Below are 22,801 nucleotides of genomic sequence, written 5' to 3'. Positions count from 1 at the left end.
GATATTGTGTTTATAGTTTAAAATTCTTCGTAAGTAAATTTCATAGTTGTAATAAAACTAGAAGTACTATAGCTTACGGTTTCTTTTAATGGATAATTATTAAAAAGACCATCAATATTATAGGTAGTTTTTTGTGAACCTAAATTAATTTCTGTTACACAATATGGTGCAAATAAATCATCTGTTACATACGCTTCAAGCTCATATTGTATGCAACTAAATAAAGAGAATTCATTTGTGAAGCCATTTATATAGAATGGATTTTTTATATTTGATGAAATTTTATATATTTTTTCAGGTTGTTCTGGATCATTCCCAATCTTTTGATAGGTCATAATACTATCACCTGAGTATTCGTATCTATATAAATAAGTATCGTTTGTAAATGTATTGATAAATCCACTATTAGTGTAAGTGATGGTATAGTTACCAAGTTTTTTTATTTTAAAATTTTCATATTCAACTTTTCTTGCAATGCGATTTGCACCATATGTATTTATTAGGCTATCTAAAGAATGGTCTGATTTATATTTACAATAATAAGTTAATTGTTTTGTACCACTAATTAAAATTTCAATGCTATCGATTTTATTAAAGCTATTATAACTAAATATTAGTTTTAAAGGGTCAAGAGTTAAATATTTTACTTCATAAGTTTTTATTCTTGTGTTTTTTTGAGCTGCTTCTTTTTTACAAGATGATAAAAAGAGTATTGCAGAGATAAGTAAGAAAAGTAATTTTTTCATGGTATTGTGTTTATATATTGTTAATTTTTTATATAAGTAAATCCAACACCACCAAAAGTGTAATCCATAGAATGACCAAAAGGGGAACCTACAACTGACGAAGTTGTTTGTTGAAAAACATACCATTTTAAACGTATATGACCATATAAATGATTCATTCCACCTGCTTTTATATATTGATATTGTGGTTTGTCTAAGTCATTAAATGAAATACGAAAATAATCTCCTGCATTTGCAATCATAGGATTAATACTTTTGTAAATAACTTTACCAGTGTCTGCAACTGTAATATTGATAGTAGCAGAATCTTTTTTCTCAGTATCTGTATTTTCAATATAAACCTTATAGCTTCCTGTTGATGGTGTTATTAACGCAAGTTGGTTAATAACACCACTGTCGGTAACCCAGAAGTCGTAACCAACTGCAAATTGACCATTTGACCCATTTGAAATTTCTCTTGTAAAATCTCGTTGAATGGAATCTAAAACAAATTCACTTGGTTTAGATTCCGTTTTTTTTACTTCATCTTTGTTACAAGATGATAAAAAGAGCATTGCTGTGATGAATAATAAAATTAATTTTTTCATGATATTATATTTATTGTATTAGTAAATTAAAATTCTTCGTAAGTATAAGTCTGAGTAATATCTTCATAAGTTAGTTTTAATGGATAGCCATTAATGCTGCCTTCATAGTTATAGATGATTTCTTCTCCAGTTTCTTCATTGTATGAAGAAGCTATTGCATGACTTAAAAATGGATACATTACGTTTGAGAATCCTAAAAGCTCATATATAATAGGCAATTCATTTTCTAATCCTATAATATTAAATGGATTATTGATGGATTTAGCTATTTTATCATTTTTATACAACATCAAATCTGGTTCATCTATAGGTTGCATATACACCAAAAGACTATCATCATTATATTCATAATTATTTGAAATACCTTCTATTGTTATTTGATTTATTTTATTATTTGCATCATAATAATAGCTTTTATGCATTGCTGGTATAGAAGCAATCTTATTTATATTATTATAGGTTACATCTATATCATCATATCGATCATGCGAATAAAGTCTATGCCCAATGCTATCTATTGTTTTATCTGCTTTGTAAATACAACGAATGGTTAAATAATGGTTATTACCAAAATATGTAGTTGTACTATCAATCTTATTAAAACTATTATAGTATATTGTATAATTAATATTCACGCCATCTCTTGAAAAAGTATAAGATTTTAGTCTTGTTTTCTTAATTACCTCTTCTTTGTCGCATGCATAAAATAATAATGAAAATGTGATTAGTATAAATTGTATCTTTTTCATGATGTATATTTTTTATTTTAATAATTTAAATTCTTCATAAGTAAAGATTTCTTCACCGCCAAAATTATCTACCATCTCTAATGGATAATCATTAAATGAACCTGAATAGTTGAGTGTTCTAGTTGACTTACCTATTGTTTCAATTTCTGTTACAGCCATAGGAAACAATCCTAAATTCCATGAAGGAATAATTAGATAGCGCATAATATATGCTTCTTTATCAAACTGATTAATATAAAATGGGTTTTTTATTGTTTGGGAAAATTTTATTTTTTGATGTAAGACTTCAGGACGTGTTTCAAATTTTTCATATATATTCACACTATCTTCAAAGTATTCGTACCTTAGAACAATATCATTATAAGATTCTGTATGTACCGTACCATCACTGTTGTAAGTAATGACTTCTTTACCACTAGCTGTACCTGGTTGTGTATCTAAAAGAATAATTCTACCATTGCCATCACATTCAACATTGAATCGCTCTAAAATAACTCCAAATATTGCAGAAAATGAATATATACTATCTAAGGTTTTATCTGCATTATAGATACATCTGTAGGTGGCTATATGTGCATCATCACTATTTAATATTTGAACGCTATCAATCTTGTTAAATCCATTGTAATATGGTATAAATTTATTGCCATTTGAGAAATCAACAGGATTGTCGTCATATCTATATAGATAACTTGTATATGTTTTTAATCGTGTGCCTTTTTTATCAAATATAGTTTTTATAGGTTTTTCGCAAGCAATAAAGGCGAAAGAAACCATTAGAAGTAAGATTAGTATTTTTTTCATGATATAATAATTTTGAGATTTATAAATTAAAATTCTTCATAGGTAAAGGTTTCTGTAAATCCATCATCAAAAAAGCGTTTTAAAGGATAACCATTAAAGTTGCCTTCATAGGTAAATGATATATTTCCAGATGTGAACAGTTTGGATTCTGCATAGGATGTAAAGGCTGTATATGGAGTGTGTGTGTTAGACAATAGAGCGCCTAAAACAATATACATTTCAGATTCAAATCCTGTAATATAAAATGGATTCTTTATATCTTTTCGAATAGTATAAAATATTAAAGATATTGTTGGGTTACCTACCTCTTTTTTACTAATAGATACAGTATCGCTGGTATAGGCAAAGCCCAAAGTGATTTTATCAGATTTAAGTTGATTAAGTGTACCGTTGTTGTTATAGTTAATTTGTATGTCAAATGATTCTGATGTATATCTTGTTACTTTGTAATTGGTACATTCCACATTTATAGTTTCTGTTATAGTACCTGTAGCATTTTTTATTATTATACTATCTAATGAATGGTCTGATTTGTAAATGCAATATTTGGTAGATATGTGTGCACCATTCTTTTCAACTTTTACATTGTCAACTTTATTAAAACTGTTGTACTGAATTGTACTCTTTTCTTCTATAAGTGAACTTTTAAATGTAAAAGTTTTTAATCTTGTGCCAAGTAGTGAATTATCTTTTTTACATGATGATAAAAACAGCATAGCTGAGATGAGTAATAAGATTAATTTTTTCATGATATATATTTTTAATTTTTATAAATAGTTAACTCTCCTGAAACAGTTGCTGGAGTATCAAATTCATCATTATTGATCAATGTATTTGGTTGTAATGGAAGATTACTAAATGTGCATTTTATTTCATTGCCATTTACTACAAAATCTAACTTACCTGTTTTTTTATCACTGTCCCAACTTGCTTTTACAGCATCAGAAAAATCTGCAAAACCAATAGATACCGCATTGGTACCTTTTACATCATACGTTGACCCAAGAATAGTATAGGTAGTAGTTACATCTGGTAGTTTTTCGGTAGCAAAACTGATAGTAAATACTTTTGCTGGCACCTTATCATCTCGTACTGCTACCATTATAGTACTCATGGTTGTAATAGCACCACAAATGCCATTAATTTCCATTGTTTTGCCATCACCATATTGTAAGCTTATCTTTCCCTTTCCTTCTTTGGCAATAATAGCAGTGGTTTCGTGTGCTTCCTGAAGTATATCTTCAGCCATTTTACTTTGTTTTGTTTTGTTTTTGCAAGCAGTAAATGAGATACATACGATGCTAATAAGATAAATTAGATTTTTCATAATTTTATGATTTTGTATGATAAATTAATCAGGTATTTTTACTTTAAATTCTCCGTCTGTTACTTTTATGCTTTTTGTTTTATCTGTTTCATCGTACGCAGTAAAGTCGAATGTACCATACATATAACCATCTTCAATTTTTGTAACACGTAAAGCATTTGTTTGTACTGTAGATTTGCCATTATCTGTAGTATAATGATCGTCTGTACCATTTAGCTTTAGTATTAGTGTAGGATAATTTGTTGGTATGTCATAGTTCTTAGCAACAGTCTTACTAAAAGATTTGAATTGAAGTTCGATTTGCATTGGTGCCACATTACCTGGAACAAACTCACCATTTGAAGCATTTACATACAAGTTTCCTGACAATATAAACTTGACAAGAGCAACAGAAATCTTACTATTGTTTCCAACCGCATATTGTACGCCGTCTGCTTTGCAGATAAGGTATTCTGTATAGTTATTCTTATTGAATGTAGTGTCTGGATTTGTTGTATCATTCTCAGAATCTTTGCTGCAACTGATGCAGAACATGCTTATAGATAACAATAGCAACATACTGATTTTTTTAAGTGTTTTCATTTTTGTTTGTTTTTAGTGAATAATATTTTTTTATTTGTATTACAAAGATTATTCTAACTGAATACTATTACAACTTATATTTTTAGGTTTTGTGAGAGTTGTTTTATATATTTTTGTCATAATTAGTTTATAACCAACTATCTATTTTCAATTAAGTCAGCTAAACAATTGTTGTAATTTTCCCATTTTTCGTCAATTCCGCCACTAAATTGTAAGGGCAATTGTGGTAATAACTTAAATGCATCATTAATACGAATCATAAAATCATTCTGACTTAAATAAGTATATATGAAATAGCGGCGTTTTTCTGCATAGCTTACATGAAATGTAAGAACAGCAGCCAAGTCTTTTTCTAATGTATCTATCAAACAGGCTTCCATCTCATTTAGTAATGCTAACTCATTTGCATCTTGTCCAATTGTAGATGACATGAAATCTACAAACACAACTTGTGGGTATTTTCCAGATATTTTTATTTCTTCTAGGTGTGGGCGAACACTAATTTTCATGGCACCATTTGTAAATGCCGACCAATTGTCTTTAAAAGAAATACCATTTATTTCATACGTTTCTGGCAATGCTTCTTCTTGTATCTCTAAAATATTTTTATACATGAATTTCATTTTTCTTTTCAAGTAATTATAATATTTTGCATTGATATCTAAGTAGGCTGTGATGCTATCACATTTCATTCTTTCTTTGCCTTCATCATCAAAAATGAATTTTACTTCTTTACTACTTAACTCTACTTTTGCTACGCCACCATACAAACTATATTTTGGCTCGTTGATAGAAATATATACTCGTCCATTAATATAATTTTTTTCAAAATCATCATGAACTTCAAAGCCTAATTGTAATACAATATGTTGTTTTGATGCTTTGTTTAAAAACTCGACAAATTGAATATCATTTTCATTAATATAAATACTTAGATTTGCGACAACAAAATTGGCTGGTGTAAAAGATGGTTGAGAGACTGCTGGTGCTGCTTGCATAGCAGCGGAAAATGCCATGGCAGTTTTTCCCATATCCATTGGATCCATCATTTTCTTAGTATAAAAATCTTTTGCTTCGTTCCATTGTGCTATTGTAATTCCATTGTTATTACAGATACTTTCTTCTTGTTGTGGATTTCCAGCTGCTGCCATCATAGGCAGATATATTGTTGCATATTGTTCTATTGCCAACATAGTATGTTTTTATTTTAATATTTTAAAAATGGTTTTTTAGTACACCTGATATTTTTCTTTTGAATAGGCAGAGCTTGGATGATAACCCATTATCGCATCTTTGCATAAGGTACATTCCAATCCTAATTCAGAACCAACTTTTATATCTTCATAATCGTGAATAGTAATAAAACTTCCTAATTTGAATTGTGTTATTAATTCTTTTGGTTGAAGTATAGTATTAAAGTAAATCCATTCTCTACAATTATTTGACCATACTTGCCCACGGTAGGTTTCTACATATCCTTTAGATTTTAGAAAATCTTCAATTGGTTTTAGATGTGTACACATAGTTTTTTATAGTTTTATGGTTCTTGAAATATTTATTATTTACTAAAATCAAATGCAACTTTCTCTTGATTTGTAATATATTTTTGAAAAAATGATTCGGATAGATTTACAATATTATTTGGATCCAATTCGAACTTAGGTTTGTTGGTATTCTTTCCTGTTCTGCTAAGCACATACATTTTTTGTGCATCAAAATCGAAGAAATAATAGAAGTCTTCATTAGCATCAGAATTGTTACATGTTACAGCATCAATGCCTGTCCAATCTATAAGATTCGAATATGGCAACAAATCTGATAAGTCTTTCTCTATTACTAAATCTGTACCATTTTTAATAGCATAGTACACATATTTTTGATTTGGAAAATCATAAAAGATATAGGTTGGAACTTTGCCATTATTATCATAAGCATTTTCACGTGAGTATGTTGCTGTGGTTATTTTGTCTGCGTTTTTCCAAGCTGTTGGCAAATCTGGAAATTGTTCACTAAAAGATCTCTTCTCATTAAATAAAACAGGATCTCCAAAATACCATTTTGCTTTGTACGGAAAGTAAATTTTATCTTCTTGTATGTTGAACAATTCTACATTGCTTGTCATAAATGCTTTTTCATTTTTGATAGGTAGAGTGTATTCTGTTGGTGCCAATGAATCTACCATATAGAAATGAATATGATCGTCTGGTTCAAATTGTATAATACGCCATTCATTACCTTTCTTTTGATAAAAATCTAGAGAATATAAATAACCAGGCGTAGTTAAGTTGGCGTTTACTAAACTTGTAGTTTGCCATTTTTCTGGTTGAACGTTTTCTTCTGCTTTATTGCAAGAAGATAATACAACTAATACGATTAAAATTAAACTTAATAAATTTCTCATAATTTGCTATTTAATTATATATTATTTTATTAATTTATCCTTTTGGTTATAAATCCCAACCTTTAAATAAATTGCTCAAAGGTTGCCAAGATGTAGTGAGTAATGTTTGTCTTGCTTTGTCTGCGCCATTTATAGCATCATCTTCAGTGTTTCTTACAAAAGCAGCATAGGTTTTGGTGTCTAAATCAACAAATACAAAAACTGTTACTTTTTTTCCATTGTATTTGATATCTGTGTAACTAGGACCATATGAAATATCAAATGCAAAATCAGCTTTTGTCCAATCTATAGGATCTGTATCCATATTTCCATTTGGTTTTTTTACTAAATCGGTTATTTTATATCCAGTATAATGCCTGCCAGCATCATTTATATCATAATCAAATAAATATTCTTGAGTTCTGAAATTAAAGAAGAAAGCATTTCTTGTATTATTTATTGCATTATAGTATGTTTTATTATAGCTTTCATAGACTTCAATACAACCATTAATAGTACCTGGTGTTGCCCAGTTGCCCAAACCAGAAAATTTATTAAACATAGAAGTATAGGTATAAATTTTAGAAATACCTTCGGTCTCTTGATAAGCTGGATAGAGTTGATTGGTACTATCATTATTCATAACTAACCAATTTCCTACAACTGAAATATTTGTCCAGTTTGGCCAATTTTTATCTGCTAAATAAATTTCATTATTGGAATAATTATTTAAGTCACCGTAATTTGCTTTTATTGTTTTACTACCGATTGGTCTACTTTTTACATATTGTAATTGTAATTTATCTGCAGTTGTTCCCACGACATTAAAGGCTGCTTTTTGAGGATTATTAGCATCTCTTAAATCATAAAATTCAATAATACCATCTTTTTGCATAGCAAGTGATGGTGCAATTTCCCCTTTTAAATTAACAACAGTTTTTTGTGTTGTGCTTTCTTTTTTACAGGATACTATTAATATGGTAAGTACCAATGCTGAAATAAATTTTGTGTATGTTTTCATAACTTTTTATTTTAATATTTTATTTACTAAAATCGTATGCTACTCTATCTTGGTTTGGTATAGATTTTTGAAAAAAAGATTCGGATAGATTTACAATATTATTTGGATCTAATTCGAACTTAGGTTTGTTGGTATTCTTTCCTGTTCTGTTAAGTACATACATTTTTTGTGCATCAAAATCAAAGAAATAATAAAAGTCTGCATCATCTGAAGAGTTGGTACACGTTACTGCATCAATACCTGTCCAATCTATAAGATTAGAGTATGGTAGCAAGTCTGTTAAGTTTTTTTCTATTACTAAGTCTGTCCCATTTTTAATAGCATAATACACATATTTTTGATTTGTAAAATCATAAAAGATATATGTTGGAACCTTGTCATTATTATCATATGCTTTTTCATACGAATAAGTTGCTGTGGTTATTTTATTTGCGTTTTTCCAAGTAGCTGGCAGATCTGGAAATTGTTCACTAAAAGATTTATTTTCATTGAATAACACAGGATCGCCAATTAGCCATTTTGCTTTATATGGGAAATAAATTTTATCTTCTTGTATATTGAAGAGTTCTATATTGCTTGTTATAAAAGCATTTTCATTTTTTACAGGTAAATTATAATCTGTAGTTGCTAATGAATCTATATTTAAGAAAGTAATATAGTCATCTGGCTCAAATTGTAAAATACGCCATTCATTACCTTTCTTTTGATAAAAATCTAGAGAATATAAATAACCAGACGTACTTAAGTTGGCGTTAACTAATCTTGTAGTTTGCCATTTTTCTGGTTGAATGTTTTCTTCTGTTTTGTTACATGAAGAAAGTACAACTAAAACGATTAAAATTAAACTTAATAAATTTTTCATGATTTGTTTTTTTAATTATATAATACTATTATTTTGTTGATTTTGACTTTGTGCTTGTTTTTTGTATAGTAGTTGTTTTACATAAATTTTTATCGCCACCTTTTGGTGCAATGCCATTTGCAGTAAAACCACATTCTGTTATCTTCTGTACAATATCATTGTAAGGTGTTCCATCAGAACTGTAGTCTAATGTAATTGTACCTTGCACATCAAATTTTACATCAAATACACCATCCAATTGTTTTAGTTCTTTAATGATTCTTTCTTGTCCAAGTTGGCAAGTTGCATTTGTTTTAATTGTGTTGTTGTCTTGAGCGACAGCAATAATTCCGTTTATTGTAAACAACAGCATAAAGATTAGATTTTTCATAGTTTTATTTTTTATTGATACAAAGTTGTATCAAACAGAATTTGAAAAAAAATGAAAAAAATGTGTTTTGTGAGAGGAATTATTAAAAAATATCTTATAATCCTTTGATAATAAATTAATTAAAACAACACCTTATGCTTGTTTTTTGGCAATATTTATTTCAATTTCTATCTTTAACCAAGTATAAATGGAAACTAATTTTATTTCTGGGTCGCAAGTTGCTTCAAAATCTATAATCATAGTTTGTAGTGCTTGCACGTCTTTTTCAGACCAATTTTTTTGTAAAACATTCTTTTGAGTGATGGTATATAATTTCTTATACAGTAATGTAATTGGATTATAAAACTTCATGATTCCATCTGCAAATTTAGGTTGGATTAGACTATTAATAATACTCAACGCAGTATCATATTCTTGTAATAAATAAAAATATGCAGACTTTATTACTTTTAGCATATAGTTTTGAGGAAATGGTGCTGTATCCAAATCAAAAGATATATATGTAGATAAATTATCTATATCTTTTAAATATAAATAACACAATAGTCTACTTTGCAACAACATATTTTTATACAATTGATTATCTGTTGTAAATTCATGTTCTAAGACATATAATGCTTCTTTAAACATTTTGTTTTTAACCAAGTTTGTCACATAATTTACATAAAAAACGGTTCTGTGTTTTGCAAAGTCTTTATCAATCGTTGGTTTTATTTTACTCAATATTTCATGTGCTTTAGCAAAGTGTCCGTTAGAAGAAAGCTCTTTGCCTAATGCCATCTGTATAATTATGCTGTGTTCGTTGTACAGGGCATTTTTTTGAGTTACAATCTCTATTGCTTTAATTGCTTTATCAAAGCTTGCTAATTTTAGTTCTAATTCTGGATAATATGATTTGCCAAAATTATTAAAGAAAACACTCAAATTATTTTCATTCAATTTTCCAGTAAAATAATCATCTAAAGCTGGTGTAACAATCTCTGTTTGATGTGCATTGCACAACCAATTGAATTGTGCAATAGACAAATTGATACGTGCACTATCTACGGCAAAACTGTCTTTTAGTAATTCTTTCCAAGTTTCAATATATTTTGGATAAGCTTCCATTCGTTTTGTAACGTCTGGTGTAATATGTTGTAGATTTTGTAATAAAATAAATTGTGCATCTAAGGCATAATGATAAGATGCATATTCATGTTTTTCATTTACTAAGCTTTCATATTTTTCTGTAATGCCTTGCAAATACTTCATCTTGTCATATGCTTGTACTAACAACCATTGATTATAAGCTTCATTGTTCTTTGATATAAATTCATGTTCTTTTTGAATTAAGAAAGATTCTAATTCTTCTTTTAGCAAGCGAATTTCGTTGCGCCACAAATAATCATTTTTTTCAGTATATGCTTTGCCAAAAAGTTTCCTAAACAATAATGTTTTTTCTAGTTGCTCATCATTCTTTGCTTGAGCAATTAATTTATATAATTTTTCTGAACGTTGTTTTTTTATTATGCTAAAGTGCTTTTGAATTTCCTTAGGATATAAGCTTTCAATATTTTGAACTAATAAAACAATGGGATGTTGCAGCATAATTTATATGTTTTATAACGCAGTATCTTCAGTAAATTCAGCATGTTGTGGGTAGTCTGTTGTATAATGCAAACCTCTACTTTCTTTTCTTAATAACGCACTTCTTGTAATTAAATATCCAATAGTTATTAAATTTCTTAATTCCATCAATTGTGGCGAAATTGTGGTGGTATTATACATTTCCTCACACTCTTTGAATAGTAAATATAAACGACCAGAAGCTCTACTTAATCTTATATTATTTCTAACAATACCTACATAATTACTCATAATGTCTTTGAGTTCTCTCATGCTTTGTGTTATCAATACCATTTCTTTTGGTTCGCTGGTGCCTGTTGCATCCCATTCTGGAAATTTATTTTCATCAATAGTAATATTGAGTATGTTATTTATTGCGTGTTCTGCAATTCTATGTGAGAACACAACTGCTTCTAACAAAGAATTAGATGCAAGACGATTGGCACCATGCAATCCAGAATTGGTGCATTCGCCACAGGCATACAAATTATTGATTGATGTCTGTCCGTTTTCATTAATGGTAATGCCACCACAAGCATAATGTGCTGCTGGCACAACAGGTATCATATCTTTTGTAATGTCTATACCTACACTTTTACATTTTTCATAAATATTTGGGAAATGATGAATGAAATTATCAAAGTCCATGTGTCTGCAATCTAGGTACATACATTCTTCTCCACGAATTTTCATTTCATTATCTATGGCTCTTGCTACAATATCACGTGGTGCAAGCGACTCTCGTTTATCATATTTTTTCATAAACTCTTCGCCATTCTTAGATTTTAGAATGCCACCATCGCCACGCACAGCTTCTGTAATTAAAAAACTTGGGCTCACATCTGGTTCGTACAATGCTGTTGGATGAAATTGCACAAACTCCATGTTAGATACTCTACCTTTTGCTCTATATACCATAGCAATGCCATCTCCTGTTGCAATTACTGGATTGGTTGTACTTCTATACACTTGTCCAAATCCACCAGTTGCCAAAACAGTTATCTTGCTTAATATTTTTTCAATATGGTTTGTTTCTTTATTTAATGCATAAACACCAAAGCATTGTATGTTTTCAGATACTCTTGTAAGTATTCTACCTAAGTGATGTTGAGTAATTAAGTCAATAACAAAGAAATGTTGCTTAATTTCTATATTTTGATATTGATGTACTTTTTCTAATAAAGCACGTTCAATTTCCCAACCAGTGATGTCTTTGTAGTGTAATACTCTAAATTCTGAATGGCCACCTTCTTTTCCTAATTTATAATCACCATCATTGTCTTTATCAAACCTTGTTCCCCAATTTATTAATTCATCTACTCTTTGTCTACCTTCTTTAACTACAAAGTCAACAACTTTTGGGTTACACAAGCCATCGCCTGCAATATGTGTATCTTGGATATGTTTCTCAAAATTATCTACTACAAAGTCTGTAACCACAGCAATTCCACCTTGTGCATACTTTGTGTTGCTTTCGTCTTCATTAGCTTTAGTCAGAATTAATACTTTTTTTTCTGGGTATTTGTCTGCTACTTTCAGCGCAAAACTTAGTCCTGCGATACCAGAACCTATTACTAAAAAATCATACATAAAACAAAGATAAATAATTTAGCAACGATATTTTAGAATCCTTTGTGTTATTTGGAACGTGAATAATTCATTTAGGTTTTGTGTATAATATCTTATTATTTATAAAAATACTATTCATCTTCTTTCATAAAATCAGTGAAGTTTGACCAATCTTCTACTTTAAAAGCTCTAATGTCTCTTACGGATTTTCTAAACCATTCTATGCTTTTTAGTTTTATCATAGCCTTGGTTAGGTTTGCCATATCATTTTTTTCAGACAGATAAACACTTCCTTGTGCTCTATAAAAATCATATTCTTCTAAAACAACACTTATTTCATAATAAGCATTATTGTAAGATTCACCATAATTATCTTTTAAATCGGCAATTAACATGTCGAAACTAATAGCAAACATTTCTTATTGACTTACTATTTTAAAATATTTCACAGCATCAAAAAAAATATTTCCATTGCTATCTTTTATAGCAATTTCTTTACCTAAAAATGGATTGTTTCTAATTTTTATAATAATACCTTCTATCCAATTACTTAAACCTGTAACTTTTGGGTCTATTAGTGCTTTATCTCCTATTTTCATTTAATAAAAGTTTTGTACTACAAAGTTATTCATAAATAAGAAAATACACAAATTTATTCTTCTGCCAAAATACTGAAATCAAACAAATCTTTTGGCTCTATATTTAATGCTGCTGCAATTAGAAAAACATTTGAAAATATTTGCATTGTTTTAAATAAAATAATTAGCTTTACTTTTAAATTAAAATGCTAATGCTATGAAAAATTTAAAACTAATTTCAATTTTATTATTTGCCCTCTTTGTTTTTGCTTGTAAGAAAGATAAAACAATAAATAATGCACAGCCTAACGTGAACATTTATAAAGATGAAGCCAACAAAGAAGATGGCTTATTGGCAGATGTGTATGATGCTGAAACACAATATAAAACGCATTTCTATGGAAGTTATAATGATAAGGGCATTCCAAAAGAAATAAAAAGTATTGTGTTAGAAAATAAAAATTCAGATACGGTATACAATTATATATTGGACGAAAATAAAAAGATATATTTAGCATACCCAAGCTTAAAAAACGGTACTAAATTAGGTAGTGTAAATAAAATAGACGAAGATGATAGCCTATTAACAATAAATTTCTTTGATTATAATTGGAGTAACCAAACAGATGTATTTATTGAATCTTATAGTTTTGATATTAACGAAGATACAGATGGAGCAAGAAAAACAGAGGAGGAGCCACCAATAGAGTTTGATTTTTTAGGAATAAAACAATTGGAAAAAGATATACACACTCGGGTTGAAAATTTCCAAACATGGTTGAATGAGTTTACTGCAGGAACGGACAGAAGTACTTTTGGCTTGTTTAGTAATTCTCTAAGAGATGGTATAGAGTCCCTTAATAATGAGATTAAGAGTCTAACACGGGGTGGCGTAGATGTCAATTATAATGATTTTCGCGAAAGCCCAACTTCGGATCGCTATGAACCAAAGGAGAATGAATATATTCCACCAAGCCCTACTTCTAATACAAATACAATTCCAAAACCTCCAACGCCACAAAACGAAGTTCCTCAGTGTTTCATTGCCACTCCATTAGATGGTGACAAAATTCCTAGTTCTGAAAATATTAATGTTTCTATATATGCTTATGATATAGATGGTTCTATACTTTCTGTGAGTTTGTTCCTTGATGGCATTAAGCAGGGTACAAAAGTAGCAGGAGTAGATGCTGACCTTAACCATTTTATTATTCCTGCTAATACATTATCTAAAGGCTATCACTCCCTTTATGCTATTGCAACGGATAACAAATATAAAGCTAAGTTTTCCAAATCAATTATATTTAAGGTTGAAGATGATGGTAGCGAAACCGTTACAGATATAGATGGCAATATATACCATACTGTAAAAATAGGCACACAAACTTGGATGGTAGAAAACCTAAAAACTACACGATATAATGATGGCACAGCAATACCAACTGGCTTAAGCGTTGCTGCTTGGCAAGCAACAACTAATGGTGCGTATGCTATTTATGATAACAATGCAGCCAACAATACCACCTACGGCAAATTGTACAATTGGTACGCAGTAAACACGGGCAAATTGGCACCTGCTGGCTGGCATGTACCTACCGATGCAGAATGGACAACACTTACTACTTATTTAGGTGGCGAAAGTGTAGCAGGCGATAAAATGAAAGCTACCACTTTGTGGACAGCTTTTGCAGGCATTACCAACACCAATAGTAGTGGCTTTACAGGTCTTCCTGCAGGTAACTTCAGTTACTACTATGAATCGTTCTTCTCTATTAGCTCCACCACCTACTTTTGGTCTTCAACAAAGAGCGGTACAAACGCTGCGTGGTACCGCAGTCTGGATTACAATTATTCGGGTGCCTTCAGAGACTACGCCAATGACCGCCATGGCTTTAGTGTGCGTTGTATCAAGGATTAATTATTTTGTACTTTTATTTACCTCGCCCTCAACAGGTCTTATGACCAGTCGCCTAAATACCTTATTTTCCAACATACAAACATATTTATTTTTGTATAAGTCAGAAGGTGATAATATTTTTAGGAAGCGTGGCGTATGGATTTAAAAAATAGAATTATTGATTAATCATTTTATATTTACAATTCAATATTAAAAACAGTCTATTTCATACATATTTAATTTTTTCTATGCTTTATTTTTAATATTTTTGTAAAAAATTAGAAAATGCAAATAGCAGAGTTAAATAAAGTAGCCTCACAGGTAAGACGCGATATTGTACGCATGGTACACCAATGTAAATCTGGACATCCAGGTGGCTCTTTGGGCTGCACAGATTATCTTACGGCACTTTATTTTGAAATCATGAAAGTTGATACCAATTTTAACATGAATGGTACCAATGAAGATTTGTTTTTCTTATCGAATGGACATATTTCTCCGTTATTTTATTCAGTATTGGCTCGCAGAGGTTATTTTGATGTAAAAGAATTAGGAACATTTAGACATATAAATTCTAGATTACAAGGACATCCTACAACACACGAAGGTTTGCCAGGAATTAGAATTGCAAGTGGCTCACTTGGTCAAGGTATTTCAGTAGCAATTGGCGCTGCACTTACAAAAAAATTGAACAAAGAAAATAATTTAGTGTATTGTTTAACAGGCGATGGCGAATTGCAAGAAGGTCAGATTTGGGAAGCCGTAATATTTGCTGCTGCAAAAAAAGTAGACAACCTAATTGTAACTGTAGATTGGAATGACGCACAAATAGACGGAAGCACACAAGAAGTTTGCGACCTTGGTGATTTGAATGCAAAATTCAAAGCATTTGGATGGGAAGTGATGAATATGAATGGTAATGTGATGGAAGATGTGATATTTACCCTAACGGAAGCGCAACTAAAAGCAAGAAATGGTAAGCCAATTGTAATTCTAATGAAAACACAAATGGGCAATGGCGTTGACTATATGATGGGCACACACAAATGGCATGGTTCTGCACCAAATGATGAACAATTAGCAAAAGCATTAGCACAGTTAGAAGAAACATTAGGTGATTACTAACTATTTTTATTTTATTAGCATATAATTCTTAACTTGTATTGTTATGTGTGGTATCGCAGGAGTATATGCAATTTCGTCTAAAGTAGATACACCAAAAGATGTATTACAAAACGTTGCAACATCATTAAACAAACGTGGGCCAGACAATCAATCTATTGTTGAAATACAGAACGTAGTGCTTGTGCACGCAAGACTATCTATTATTGATGTAAGTAGCAGTGCCAACCAGCCATTTTTTGATAAAGAAAAAAGATATACGATTGTTTTTAATGGAGAAATATTTAACTATCAAACAATAAAAGAAGACTTAATTAATCTTGGTTATAACTTTTCTACAACATCAGATACAGAAGTTTTATTGTATGCTTATATACATTACAAAGAAAAATGTTTAGAACGATTAAATGGTTTTTTCTCATTTGCAATTTACGATACACATACCAATGAATTATTTATTGCATTGGATAGATATGGCGTAAAACCATTGTATTATTCAATCTATGATAATAAAATATATTTTGCATCTGAGCTGAAAGCAATGTTAGTTTTTCCTTTACCAAGAGAACTGAATTGGACGGCTGTTTCTTTGTATTTTCAATTAAATTATATTCCAGATGAGCATTCCATTTTTAAGCATATTTATAAATTAAAACCAGGACATTGCATCACAATTAAAGACAATAAGGTTGAAGCTAAACAGTGGTACTTTTTACCATATAATGCGCAAGAAGCAGAAAAAAGTCCATTAAACTATCAACAACAACAAGATAAATTGTATGAATTATTGGATGATGCTGTGCGATTGAGATTGGTAGCAGATGTTCCTTTGGGTGCATTTCTAAGTGGTGGTATTGACTCATCAGTGATGGTAGCATTGGCATCTAAATACACACAAAACTTAAATACTTTTTCTATTGGATTTGAAGATGCATCATTCTTCGATGAAACACATTACGCAAATTTAGTAGCCAAGCATTTTAATACAAACCATACTGTATTCAAACTAAAGAATGATGATTTGTTAGATAGTTTGCATGAATTATTAGACTATACAGACGAGCCATTTGCAGACTCATCAGCTTTGTTGGTAAATCTATTATCAAAATATACCAAAAAGCATGTAACAGTAGCACTTTCTGGCGATGGTGGCGACGAATTATTTGCTGGATACAACAAACACTACGGTGAATGGCAAAGTAGAAATGGTGGTTGGAAAGCAAAATTAATACAAGAACTGTTGCCTATTTGGAAGTCATTACCAAAATCTAGAAGTGGAGGAATAAGTAATAAAATAAGACAGTTAGAGCGATTTGCAGAAGGCATGAACTTAGATGCAGCAGAACGATATTGGAAATGGTGTAGTTTTATGAATTTTAATGAAGTAAACTCAATTCTAAAAGACAAGACGCAACAAGTATTGCCAGAAATAATAAAAACTAGACAAAATTTTACGCAGTTTATTCAACATGATGGTACATTAAATGATTGTCTACGTGCTGATGTTGCTTTAGTTTTGGCTTACGACATGTTGGTAAAAGTAGATAGAATGAGTATGCGAAACTCTTTGGAAATACGCACACCTTTTTTAGATTATAGAGTAGTTGAATACGCATTTTCATTACCAGTTTCATCTAAGATAAACGCGCAACAGAAGAAAAGAATTGTACAAGATACATTTAGAAAAGTATTGCCAGAAGAATTGTACAATAGACCAAAAAAAGGCTTTGAAGTGCCATTGTTACAATGGTTTAGAACAGATTTAAAATCATATATAGATAAGGAAATTTTTGATGAAGAATTTATTAGACATCAAAATATTTTTGATGTGAATTATATCAAAACACTCAAAAGAAATTTGTCTTCAAACAATACAAATGATGTACATGCAAAAATTTGGGCATTAATTGTATTCCAAAATTTCTATAAGAAATATATGTTATAATAGCTTTTCTAATTGATACATTTCATCTCTTAGACGTGCAGCTTCCATAAAGTCCATTTTTTGCGCAGCTTTTTGCATAGCTTTCTTTGTTTTTTCTATAGCTTGCTTTAGTTGTTCTTTTGTATAATACTTTGTTTGTTCTTCGGCAGCAATATTCAATGGATTTTTATCTTCAGTTGGTTTTGGTTTTTTATTGTTTCTTACATCTAAAATACTTGCACTATTAATGATGTCTTCTTTAGACTTATAAATTGTTTTTGGTGTAATATTATGCTCAATATTATAGGCAATTTGTTTTTCACGTCTTCTATTCGTTTCATCAATAGTTTGTTGCATACTTTTAGTTATTTTATCAGCATAAAAAATAACCAAACCATTTGCATTTCTGGCTGCACGTCCTGCTGTCTGCGTTAAAGAACGTGTATTTCTTAAAAATCCTTCCTTGTCTGCATCCAAAATTGCAACCAAACTTACTTCAGGAATATCCAAACCTTCTCTTAATAAATTTACACCAATCAAAACATCAAAATCACCCAAACGCAAACCTTGGATTATTTCTACTCTATCCATCGTGTCTACATCACTATGTATATATTTACATTTTATATTTAGTTTTGTTAAATATTTTGTTAATTCTTCAGACATTCTTTTGGTTAATGTAGTAACCAAAACTCGTTCATCTTTTTCTTTACGAAGTCTAATTTGTTCAAGCAAATCATCAATTTGGTTAATACTTGGCTTTACAACAATTGGTGGGTCCAATAAGCCAGTTGGTCTTACAATCTGTTCTATAAATTCTCCTTCAGTTTGAAGTAACTCATAATCACCAGGAGTCGCAGAAACATATATTGTTTGATTAACTATACTTTCAAACTCATGAAAATTTAATGGTCTATTGTCTAATGCAGAAGGCAACCTAAAACCATATTCTACCAAGTTTTGTTTTCTACTTCTGTCACCACCACTCATGGCACCAACTTGTGGAATAGAAACATGGCTTTCATCAACAACTAATAAAAAATCATCTGGGAAATAATCTAACAAACAGAATGGTCTTTCGCCAATATTTCTTCTATCAAAATATCTTGAGTAATTTTCTATGCCAGAACAGTAACCTAATTCTCGCATCATTTCCAAATCGAAATTTGTCTTTTCTTCAATTCTTTTTGCTTCTGCTATCTTTCCTACAGAATTATAATATTGAATCTGAGCATACAATTCATCTTGTATTTCTGAGATTATTGTAGGCATCATATCCTTTGGTGCAATATATATGTTGGCTGGATAGATAGAAATCTGTTTTCTACTTTCTATTTTTCTTCCAGTTTTTGGGTCAATTACTTCTAAGTTTTCAATTTCATCGCCCCAAAATGTAATACGATAGGCATAATCATCATAGGCAACAAATACCTCAACAGTGTCGCCAATTACTCTAAAATTGCCACGCTCAAATTCATCAGTTGTTCTGGCATACAATACAGAAACCAATTCGAATAAGAAAGTATTTCTTGATACAGTTTGTCCAATTTGTAAATGAATAATTTGATTTTTATATTCAGTTGGATTACCTAAGCCATAAATACATGAAACAGATGCAACAACCAACACATCACGTCTTCCGCTCATTAATGCAGACGTTGTACTCAATCTCAGTTTTTCAATTTCTGAGTTGATAGATAAGTCTTTTTCTATATAAGTATCAGTTGTTGGTACATATGCTTCTGGCTGATAGTAATCATAATAGGATACAAAATACTCAACACGATTATCAGGAAAAAAAGTCTTAAACTCAGTATACAATTGAGCTACTAAGGTTTTATTATGTGATAATACTAAGGTAGGTCTTTGTATTTGTTCTACAACATTTGCAACTGTAAATGTTTTTCCAGAGCCAGTTACACCCAAAAGTGTTTGATGCTTTTCATGATGATTAAGACCATCAACTAGTTTTTGTATTGCTGATGGTTGGTCGCCAGCTGGTCTAAAATGACTATGGATTTCAAAATTCACACTGTAAAAATAAGGATATAAAGCTATACAATCTTACATTAAGAATCATAAATTAAAAAAGTTAAAGATTTATGTTTAAAATGATGAAAAGAAAAGATTTGTTGATTAACTTTGAAATAAATAGATAGAAATGGACACATACGGTTTAATCTTATTGATTGCAATGCCAATTTTTATTATTCTAATTCTTGTTGAACTTATAATCTATAAATTAAATAAATTAGATTATAACCACATGGACAGTATATCTAGTTTGTTTTCTGGCATGACAAACACCATTAAAGATGTCTTAGGATTGATTATCGTAATTTTTTCTTATGGATACCTTGTAGATCACTTAGCATTGGTACATTGGAAACAAGTCAATGCATTTACTTATATTATTGCATTCATCGTTATGGATTTTGGCGGATATTGGCAGCACAGAATTTCACATACTGTGAATTACTTTTGGAACATACATATTGTACATCACAGCAGCGAAGAGTATAATTTGCCATGTGCACTCAGACAACAATTTGCAACAATTACTAACTTTTTGTCCTTATTATGCATTGGTATTTTTTTAGCTATAATAGGCATACCAAAAGAAGTGTACATCATTACAGCACCTATACATCTTTTTATGCAATTTTGGTACCATACCAAATTAATAAAGAAAATGGGCTTCTTAGAACACATCATTGTAACACCATCACATCATCGTGTGCACCATTCTATGAATGATATTTATATGGATAAAAACTATGCTCAAATTTTTATCATTTGGGATAAGCTATTTGGTACATTTCAAGAAGAGCTAGAAACAGAACCATGCGTTTATGGTGTGCGTAGACCAGCACGAACTTGGAATCCATTTATTATTAATTTCCAACACTTGTGGTTGATAATAAAAGACTCATTTAGAACAAAAAGCATAAAAGATAAATTCTTGATTTGGGTAAAACCTACAGGTTGGCGCCCAGCTGATGTTGCAGAAAAATATCCAGTTTTTTACCTAAAAGGAGATGATGTTTATAATTTTGAAAAGTATACACCAACATACACCAACACATTCCAACTTTGGAGTTTAATAAGATTAATATCTATTTTTTTATTAATGGGATTTATGTTTTTTAATATGAAAAACATAAGAGACGATTACCAATATTTCTATTACGGCCTGTTTTTATTATTCAATATATTTTCATTTACTACATTAATGGATAAGAACATAATAGGTGTTTTTACAGAAATCATTGCACTTATTATGGCAACATATATATCATTACAAACCAATGATTGGTTTGGGTTAAATCAATTTATTCCAAATGGAAATATTATTATTCTAATATTCTATTGCATATCTTCTAGCATGGCAATTTATTTCTATCTTAGAACTTTTAAAAATAATGTCGTAGCATACAAATAACAACAAATATGATTAAAACAATAAACGTACAAGGTACAGAAGTATACATACAAGGACAAGGTAAAGATACTATTGTAATGATTCACGGATGGCCAGATACACACGAAATTTGGGCAAAACAAATAGAATATTTTAGTCCAAAATATACTTGTGTAACATTTACTCTACCTGGCTTTGCAAAAAATGATGATACAAAATATTCATTAGATACAATTGTAGATAGAATAAAAAATATTATAGATACTGTTTCACCAGAATCAAAAGTAATATTGTTGGTGCACGATTGGGGCTGCGTATTTGGCTACGAATATGTAATTAGAAATCCAGAAAGAATAGCAAAAATGATAGGCATAGATATTGGTGATGCTGCATCCAAAGATTTTGCCAATTCATTATCAATACAAGCAAAACTAATGGTGTTTGCTTATCAATTTACATTGGCAGTTGGTTGGTTGGTAAAAAATGATTTTGTACATAAAAGCATGGCAAAAGCACTTAAAGCAAGAAGCAATATAGAAAACATTCATGCAGGAATGGGCTTACCTTATGCCATGCAATGGTTCAATGTTGCTGGTGGACTAAAAAAACTAAAAGTGTTGCATCCTAAGTTTCCATTTTTCTATGCATATGCAGCAAAAAAACCATTTCAGTTTCATTCAAAAAAATGGACAGAAGAATTATTATTAAACCCAAAAAACAAAGTACAAGCATTTAATTCTGGACATTGGGTAATGATAGATAAAGCAGACGAATTTAATAAGTCAGTAGATGAATGGCTAAAATAAAAAACATCAAGAATGCAATATATAGAAATAAACGAAACATTTCCGTTTGAGGTTGAAAAGCTCTTTCAATACATGGAAGTACATGAAAATCTTTCTAATCTATTTACACCAGTAAAAGCAAAAACTATACAAACAGGCAAAACAGACAAATATGGTGTTGGCTCAGTGCGTAGTTTGCAAATAGCTATAGAACCACCATTTGAAGAAAGCATCACAGCTTACAAAAAAAATGAGTTGATAGAATACAAAATCACAAAAGGAAGTCCACTAAAAGACCATATTGGCAAAATTCACTTTTCAAGTACAGAAAATGGTTCTGCATTACATTATACTATTCAGTTTGGTTCTACAATTCCATTTGTAGATGTTATTGTAAAGTTTTTCTTAGAAAAGAGCATTAGAAATGGACTAAAGAAACTAAGGAATAGTAGTATCTAAATTGTTTTAGTAT

Annotated in this window: 24 protein-coding genes; 6 read left to right on the top strand and 18 right to left on the bottom strand. The window is 30.1% G+C overall.

Features of this window, described 5'->3' with window-relative positions; translation table 11 throughout:
• Nucleotides 1-17: 17 nt before the first annotated feature.
• The 17 genes from IPK18_05855 to IPK18_05775 form a co-directional block, all read right to left on the bottom strand.
• Nucleotides 18-746, bottom strand: coding sequence for a hypothetical protein (locus IPK18_05855; protein QQR99033.1), 729 nt, complete (start codon nucleotides 744-746; stop codon nucleotides 18-20).
• A gap of 20 nt (nucleotides 747-766) precedes the next feature.
• A complete protein-coding gene (locus IPK18_05850; protein QQR99032.1) occupies nucleotides 767-1,333 on the bottom strand; it encodes a hypothetical protein in 567 nt (188 codons plus the stop codon).
• 26 nt (nucleotides 1,334-1,359) lie between these two features.
• Nucleotides 1,360-2,082, bottom strand: a complete 723-nt coding sequence (locus IPK18_05845; GenBank protein ID QQR99031.1) for a hypothetical protein — start codon at nucleotides 2,080-2,082, stop codon at nucleotides 1,360-1,362.
• A 12-nt stretch (nucleotides 2,083-2,094) separates the two neighbouring features.
• Complete coding sequence (locus IPK18_05840; protein QQR99030.1) at nucleotides 2,095-2,886, bottom strand: hypothetical protein; 792 nt, start codon at nucleotides 2,884-2,886, stop codon at nucleotides 2,095-2,097.
• Nucleotides 2,887-2,912: 26 nt separating this feature from the next.
• Nucleotides 2,913-3,635 carry a hypothetical protein gene (locus IPK18_05835; protein ID QQR99029.1) on the bottom strand — a complete coding sequence of 241 codons (723 nt, stop codon included), beginning with the start codon at nucleotides 3,633-3,635 and terminating at the stop codon, nucleotides 2,913-2,915.
• Nucleotides 3,636-3,646: 11 nt separating this feature from the next.
• A complete protein-coding gene (locus IPK18_05830; protein ID QQR99028.1) occupies nucleotides 3,647-4,213 on the bottom strand; it encodes a hypothetical protein in 567 nt (188 codons plus the stop codon).
• A 24-nt stretch (nucleotides 4,214-4,237) separates the two neighbouring features.
• Nucleotides 4,238-4,795: a hypothetical protein gene (locus tag IPK18_05825; protein ID QQR99027.1), complete on the bottom strand. Its 558-nt coding sequence runs from the start codon at nucleotides 4,793-4,795 to the stop codon at nucleotides 4,238-4,240.
• Between the two features lie 137 nt (nucleotides 4,796-4,932).
• Complete coding sequence (locus IPK18_05820; GenBank protein QQR99026.1) at nucleotides 4,933-5,988, bottom strand: DUF695 domain-containing protein; 1,056 nt, start codon at nucleotides 5,986-5,988, stop codon at nucleotides 4,933-4,935.
• Between the two features lie 36 nt (nucleotides 5,989-6,024).
• Nucleotides 6,025-6,318: a hypothetical protein gene (locus IPK18_05815; protein QQR99025.1), complete on the bottom strand. Its 294-nt coding sequence runs from the start codon at nucleotides 6,316-6,318 to the stop codon at nucleotides 6,025-6,027.
• A 35-nt stretch (nucleotides 6,319-6,353) separates the two neighbouring features.
• Nucleotides 6,354-7,196 carry a hypothetical protein gene (locus IPK18_05810; protein ID QQR99024.1) on the bottom strand — a complete coding sequence of 281 codons (843 nt, stop codon included), beginning with the start codon at nucleotides 7,194-7,196 and terminating at the stop codon, nucleotides 6,354-6,356.
• A 46-nt stretch (nucleotides 7,197-7,242) separates the two neighbouring features.
• A complete protein-coding gene (locus tag IPK18_05805; protein ID QQR99023.1) occupies nucleotides 7,243-8,196 on the bottom strand; it encodes a hypothetical protein in 954 nt (317 codons plus the stop codon).
• Between the two features lie 19 nt (nucleotides 8,197-8,215).
• On the bottom strand, nucleotides 8,216-9,058 hold the full coding sequence (locus tag IPK18_05800; GenBank protein QQR99022.1) for a hypothetical protein: 843 nt from the start codon (nucleotides 9,056-9,058) through the stop codon (nucleotides 8,216-8,218).
• A 28-nt stretch (nucleotides 9,059-9,086) separates the two neighbouring features.
• Entirely contained in the window at nucleotides 9,087-9,428 is a 342-nt protein-coding gene (locus IPK18_05795) for a heavy-metal-associated domain-containing protein (protein ID QQR99021.1), read from the bottom strand.
• Between the two features lie 132 nt (nucleotides 9,429-9,560).
• Nucleotides 9,561-11,015 carry a hypothetical protein gene (locus tag IPK18_05790; GenBank protein ID QQR99020.1) on the bottom strand — a complete coding sequence of 485 codons (1,455 nt, stop codon included), beginning with the start codon at nucleotides 11,013-11,015 and terminating at the stop codon, nucleotides 9,561-9,563.
• Nucleotides 11,016-11,027: 12 nt separating this feature from the next.
• Nucleotides 11,028-12,623, bottom strand: a complete 1,596-nt coding sequence (gene nadB / locus IPK18_05785; GenBank protein ID QQR99019.1) for an L-aspartate oxidase — start codon at nucleotides 12,621-12,623, stop codon at nucleotides 11,028-11,030.
• A gap of 110 nt (nucleotides 12,624-12,733) precedes the next feature.
• Nucleotides 12,734-13,018, bottom strand: coding sequence for a virulence protein (locus tag IPK18_05780; protein QQR99018.1), 285 nt, complete (start codon nucleotides 13,016-13,018; stop codon nucleotides 12,734-12,736).
• Between the two features lie 3 nt (nucleotides 13,019-13,021).
• The gene (locus IPK18_05775) at nucleotides 13,022-13,201 is read right to left on the bottom strand and encodes a hypothetical protein (GenBank protein ID QQR99017.1); all 180 of its coding nucleotides are present in this window, start codon (nucleotides 13,199-13,201) and stop codon (nucleotides 13,022-13,024) included.
• Between the two features lie 289 nt (nucleotides 13,202-13,490).
• On the opposite strand from IPK18_05775, the gene IPK18_05770 reads away from it, so the two are divergent.
• The 3 genes from IPK18_05770 (at nucleotide 13,491) to asnB (ending at nucleotide 18,144) form a co-directional block, all read left to right on the top strand.
• Nucleotides 13,491-15,098: a fibrobacter succinogenes major paralogous domain-containing protein gene (locus IPK18_05770; GenBank protein ID QQR99016.1), complete on the top strand. Its 1,608-nt coding sequence runs from the start codon at nucleotides 13,491-13,493 to the stop codon at nucleotides 15,096-15,098.
• A gap of 264 nt (nucleotides 15,099-15,362) precedes the next feature.
• Complete coding sequence (locus IPK18_05765) at nucleotides 15,363-16,202, top strand: transketolase (GenBank protein QQR99015.1); 840 nt, start codon at nucleotides 15,363-15,365, stop codon at nucleotides 16,200-16,202.
• 43 nt (nucleotides 16,203-16,245) lie between these two features.
• The gene (gene asnB, locus IPK18_05760) at nucleotides 16,246-18,144 is read left to right on the top strand and encodes an asparagine synthase (glutamine-hydrolyzing) (protein QQR99014.1); all 1,899 of its coding nucleotides are present in this window, start codon (nucleotides 16,246-16,248) and stop codon (nucleotides 18,142-18,144) included.
• On the opposite strand, the gene uvrB is transcribed toward asnB, so the two are convergent.
• Nucleotides 18,139-20,154: an excinuclease ABC subunit UvrB gene (gene uvrB / locus IPK18_05755; GenBank protein QQR99013.1), complete on the bottom strand. Its 2,016-nt coding sequence runs from the start codon at nucleotides 20,152-20,154 to the stop codon at nucleotides 18,139-18,141. The two genes, asnB and uvrB, sit on opposite strands and share 6 nt — an antisense overlap.
• A 130-nt stretch (nucleotides 20,155-20,284) precedes the next feature.
• Here uvrB and IPK18_05750 point away from each other — a divergent pair, with 130 nt between their 5' ends.
• Genes IPK18_05750 through IPK18_05740 form a run of 3 tightly spaced genes read left to right on the top strand, consistent with a single transcriptional unit; the run spans nucleotide 20,285 to nucleotide 22,788 of the window.
• Nucleotides 20,285-21,565, top strand: a complete 1,281-nt coding sequence (locus IPK18_05750) for a sterol desaturase family protein (protein ID QQR99012.1) — start codon at nucleotides 20,285-20,287, stop codon at nucleotides 21,563-21,565.
• A gap of 8 nt (nucleotides 21,566-21,573) precedes the next feature.
• Nucleotides 21,574-22,350, top strand: a complete 777-nt coding sequence (locus IPK18_05745; GenBank protein ID QQR99011.1) for an alpha/beta hydrolase — start codon at nucleotides 21,574-21,576, stop codon at nucleotides 22,348-22,350.
• A gap of 12 nt (nucleotides 22,351-22,362) precedes the next feature.
• The gene (locus IPK18_05740) at nucleotides 22,363-22,788 is read left to right on the top strand and encodes an SRPBCC family protein (GenBank protein QQR99010.1); all 426 of its coding nucleotides are present in this window, start codon (nucleotides 22,363-22,365) and stop codon (nucleotides 22,786-22,788) included.
• Nucleotides 22,789-22,801: the final 13 nt, after the last annotated feature.

Source organism: Sphingobacteriales bacterium, from assembly GCA_016699615.1.
Classification (GTDB): Bacteria; Bacteroidota; Bacteroidia; order Chitinophagales; family JADIYW01; genus JADJSS01.
This window is presented reverse-complemented; position numbering and strand designations above follow the sequence as displayed.

Coding starts and splice junctions, on each gene's coding strand:
- IPK18_05855 (QQR99033.1), bottom strand. CDS start 746: ATGAAAAAATTACTTTTCTTACTTATCTCTGCAATACTCTTTTTATCA.
- IPK18_05850 (QQR99032.1), bottom strand. CDS start 1,333: ATGAAAAAATTAATTTTATTATTCATCACAGCAATGCTCTTTTTATCA.
- IPK18_05845 (QQR99031.1), bottom strand. CDS start 2,082: ATGAAAAAGATACAATTTATACTAATCACATTTTCATTATTATTTTAT.
- IPK18_05840 (QQR99030.1), bottom strand. CDS start 2,886: ATGAAAAAAATACTAATCTTACTTCTAATGGTTTCTTTCGCCTTTATT.
- IPK18_05835 (QQR99029.1), bottom strand. CDS start 3,635: ATGAAAAAATTAATCTTATTACTCATCTCAGCTATGCTGTTTTTATCA.
- IPK18_05830 (QQR99028.1), bottom strand. CDS start 4,213: ATGAAAAATCTAATTTATCTTATTAGCATCGTATGTATCTCATTTACT.
- IPK18_05825 (QQR99027.1), bottom strand. CDS start 4,795: ATGAAAACACTTAAAAAAATCAGTATGTTGCTATTGTTATCTATAAGC.
- IPK18_05820 (QQR99026.1), bottom strand. CDS start 5,988: ATGTTGGCAATAGAACAATATGCAACAATATATCTGCCTATGATGGCA.
- IPK18_05815 (QQR99025.1), bottom strand. CDS start 6,318: ATGTGTACACATCTAAAACCAATTGAAGATTTTCTAAAATCTAAAGGA.
- IPK18_05810 (QQR99024.1), bottom strand. CDS start 7,196: ATGAGAAATTTATTAAGTTTAATTTTAATCGTATTAGTTGTATTATCT.
- IPK18_05805 (QQR99023.1), bottom strand. CDS start 8,196: ATGAAAACATACACAAAATTTATTTCAGCATTGGTACTTACCATATTA.
- IPK18_05800 (QQR99022.1), bottom strand. CDS start 9,058: ATGAAAAATTTATTAAGTTTAATTTTAATCGTTTTAGTTGTACTTTCT.
- IPK18_05795 (QQR99021.1), bottom strand. CDS start 9,428: ATGAAAAATCTAATCTTTATGCTGTTGTTTACAATAAACGGAATTATT.
- IPK18_05790 (QQR99020.1), bottom strand. CDS start 11,015: ATGCTGCAACATCCCATTGTTTTATTAGTTCAAAATATTGAAAGCTTA.
- nadB (QQR99019.1), bottom strand. CDS start 12,623: ATGTATGATTTTTTAGTAATAGGTTCTGGTATCGCAGGACTAAGTTTT.
- IPK18_05780 (QQR99018.1), bottom strand. CDS start 13,018: ATGTTTGCTATTAGTTTCGACATGTTAATTGCCGATTTAAAAGATAAT.
- IPK18_05775 (QQR99017.1), bottom strand. CDS start 13,201: ATGAAAATAGGAGATAAAGCACTAATAGACCCAAAAGTTACAGGTTTA.
- IPK18_05765 (QQR99015.1), top strand. CDS start 15,363: ATGCAAATAGCAGAGTTAAATAAAGTAGCCTCACAGGTAAGACGCGAT.
- asnB (QQR99014.1), top strand. CDS start 16,246: ATGTGTGGTATCGCAGGAGTATATGCAATTTCGTCTAAAGTAGATACA.
- IPK18_05750 (QQR99012.1), top strand. CDS start 20,285: ATGGACACATACGGTTTAATCTTATTGATTGCAATGCCAATTTTTATT.
- IPK18_05745 (QQR99011.1), top strand. CDS start 21,574: ATGATTAAAACAATAAACGTACAAGGTACAGAAGTATACATACAAGGA.
- IPK18_05740 (QQR99010.1), top strand. CDS start 22,363: ATGCAATATATAGAAATAAACGAAACATTTCCGTTTGAGGTTGAAAAG.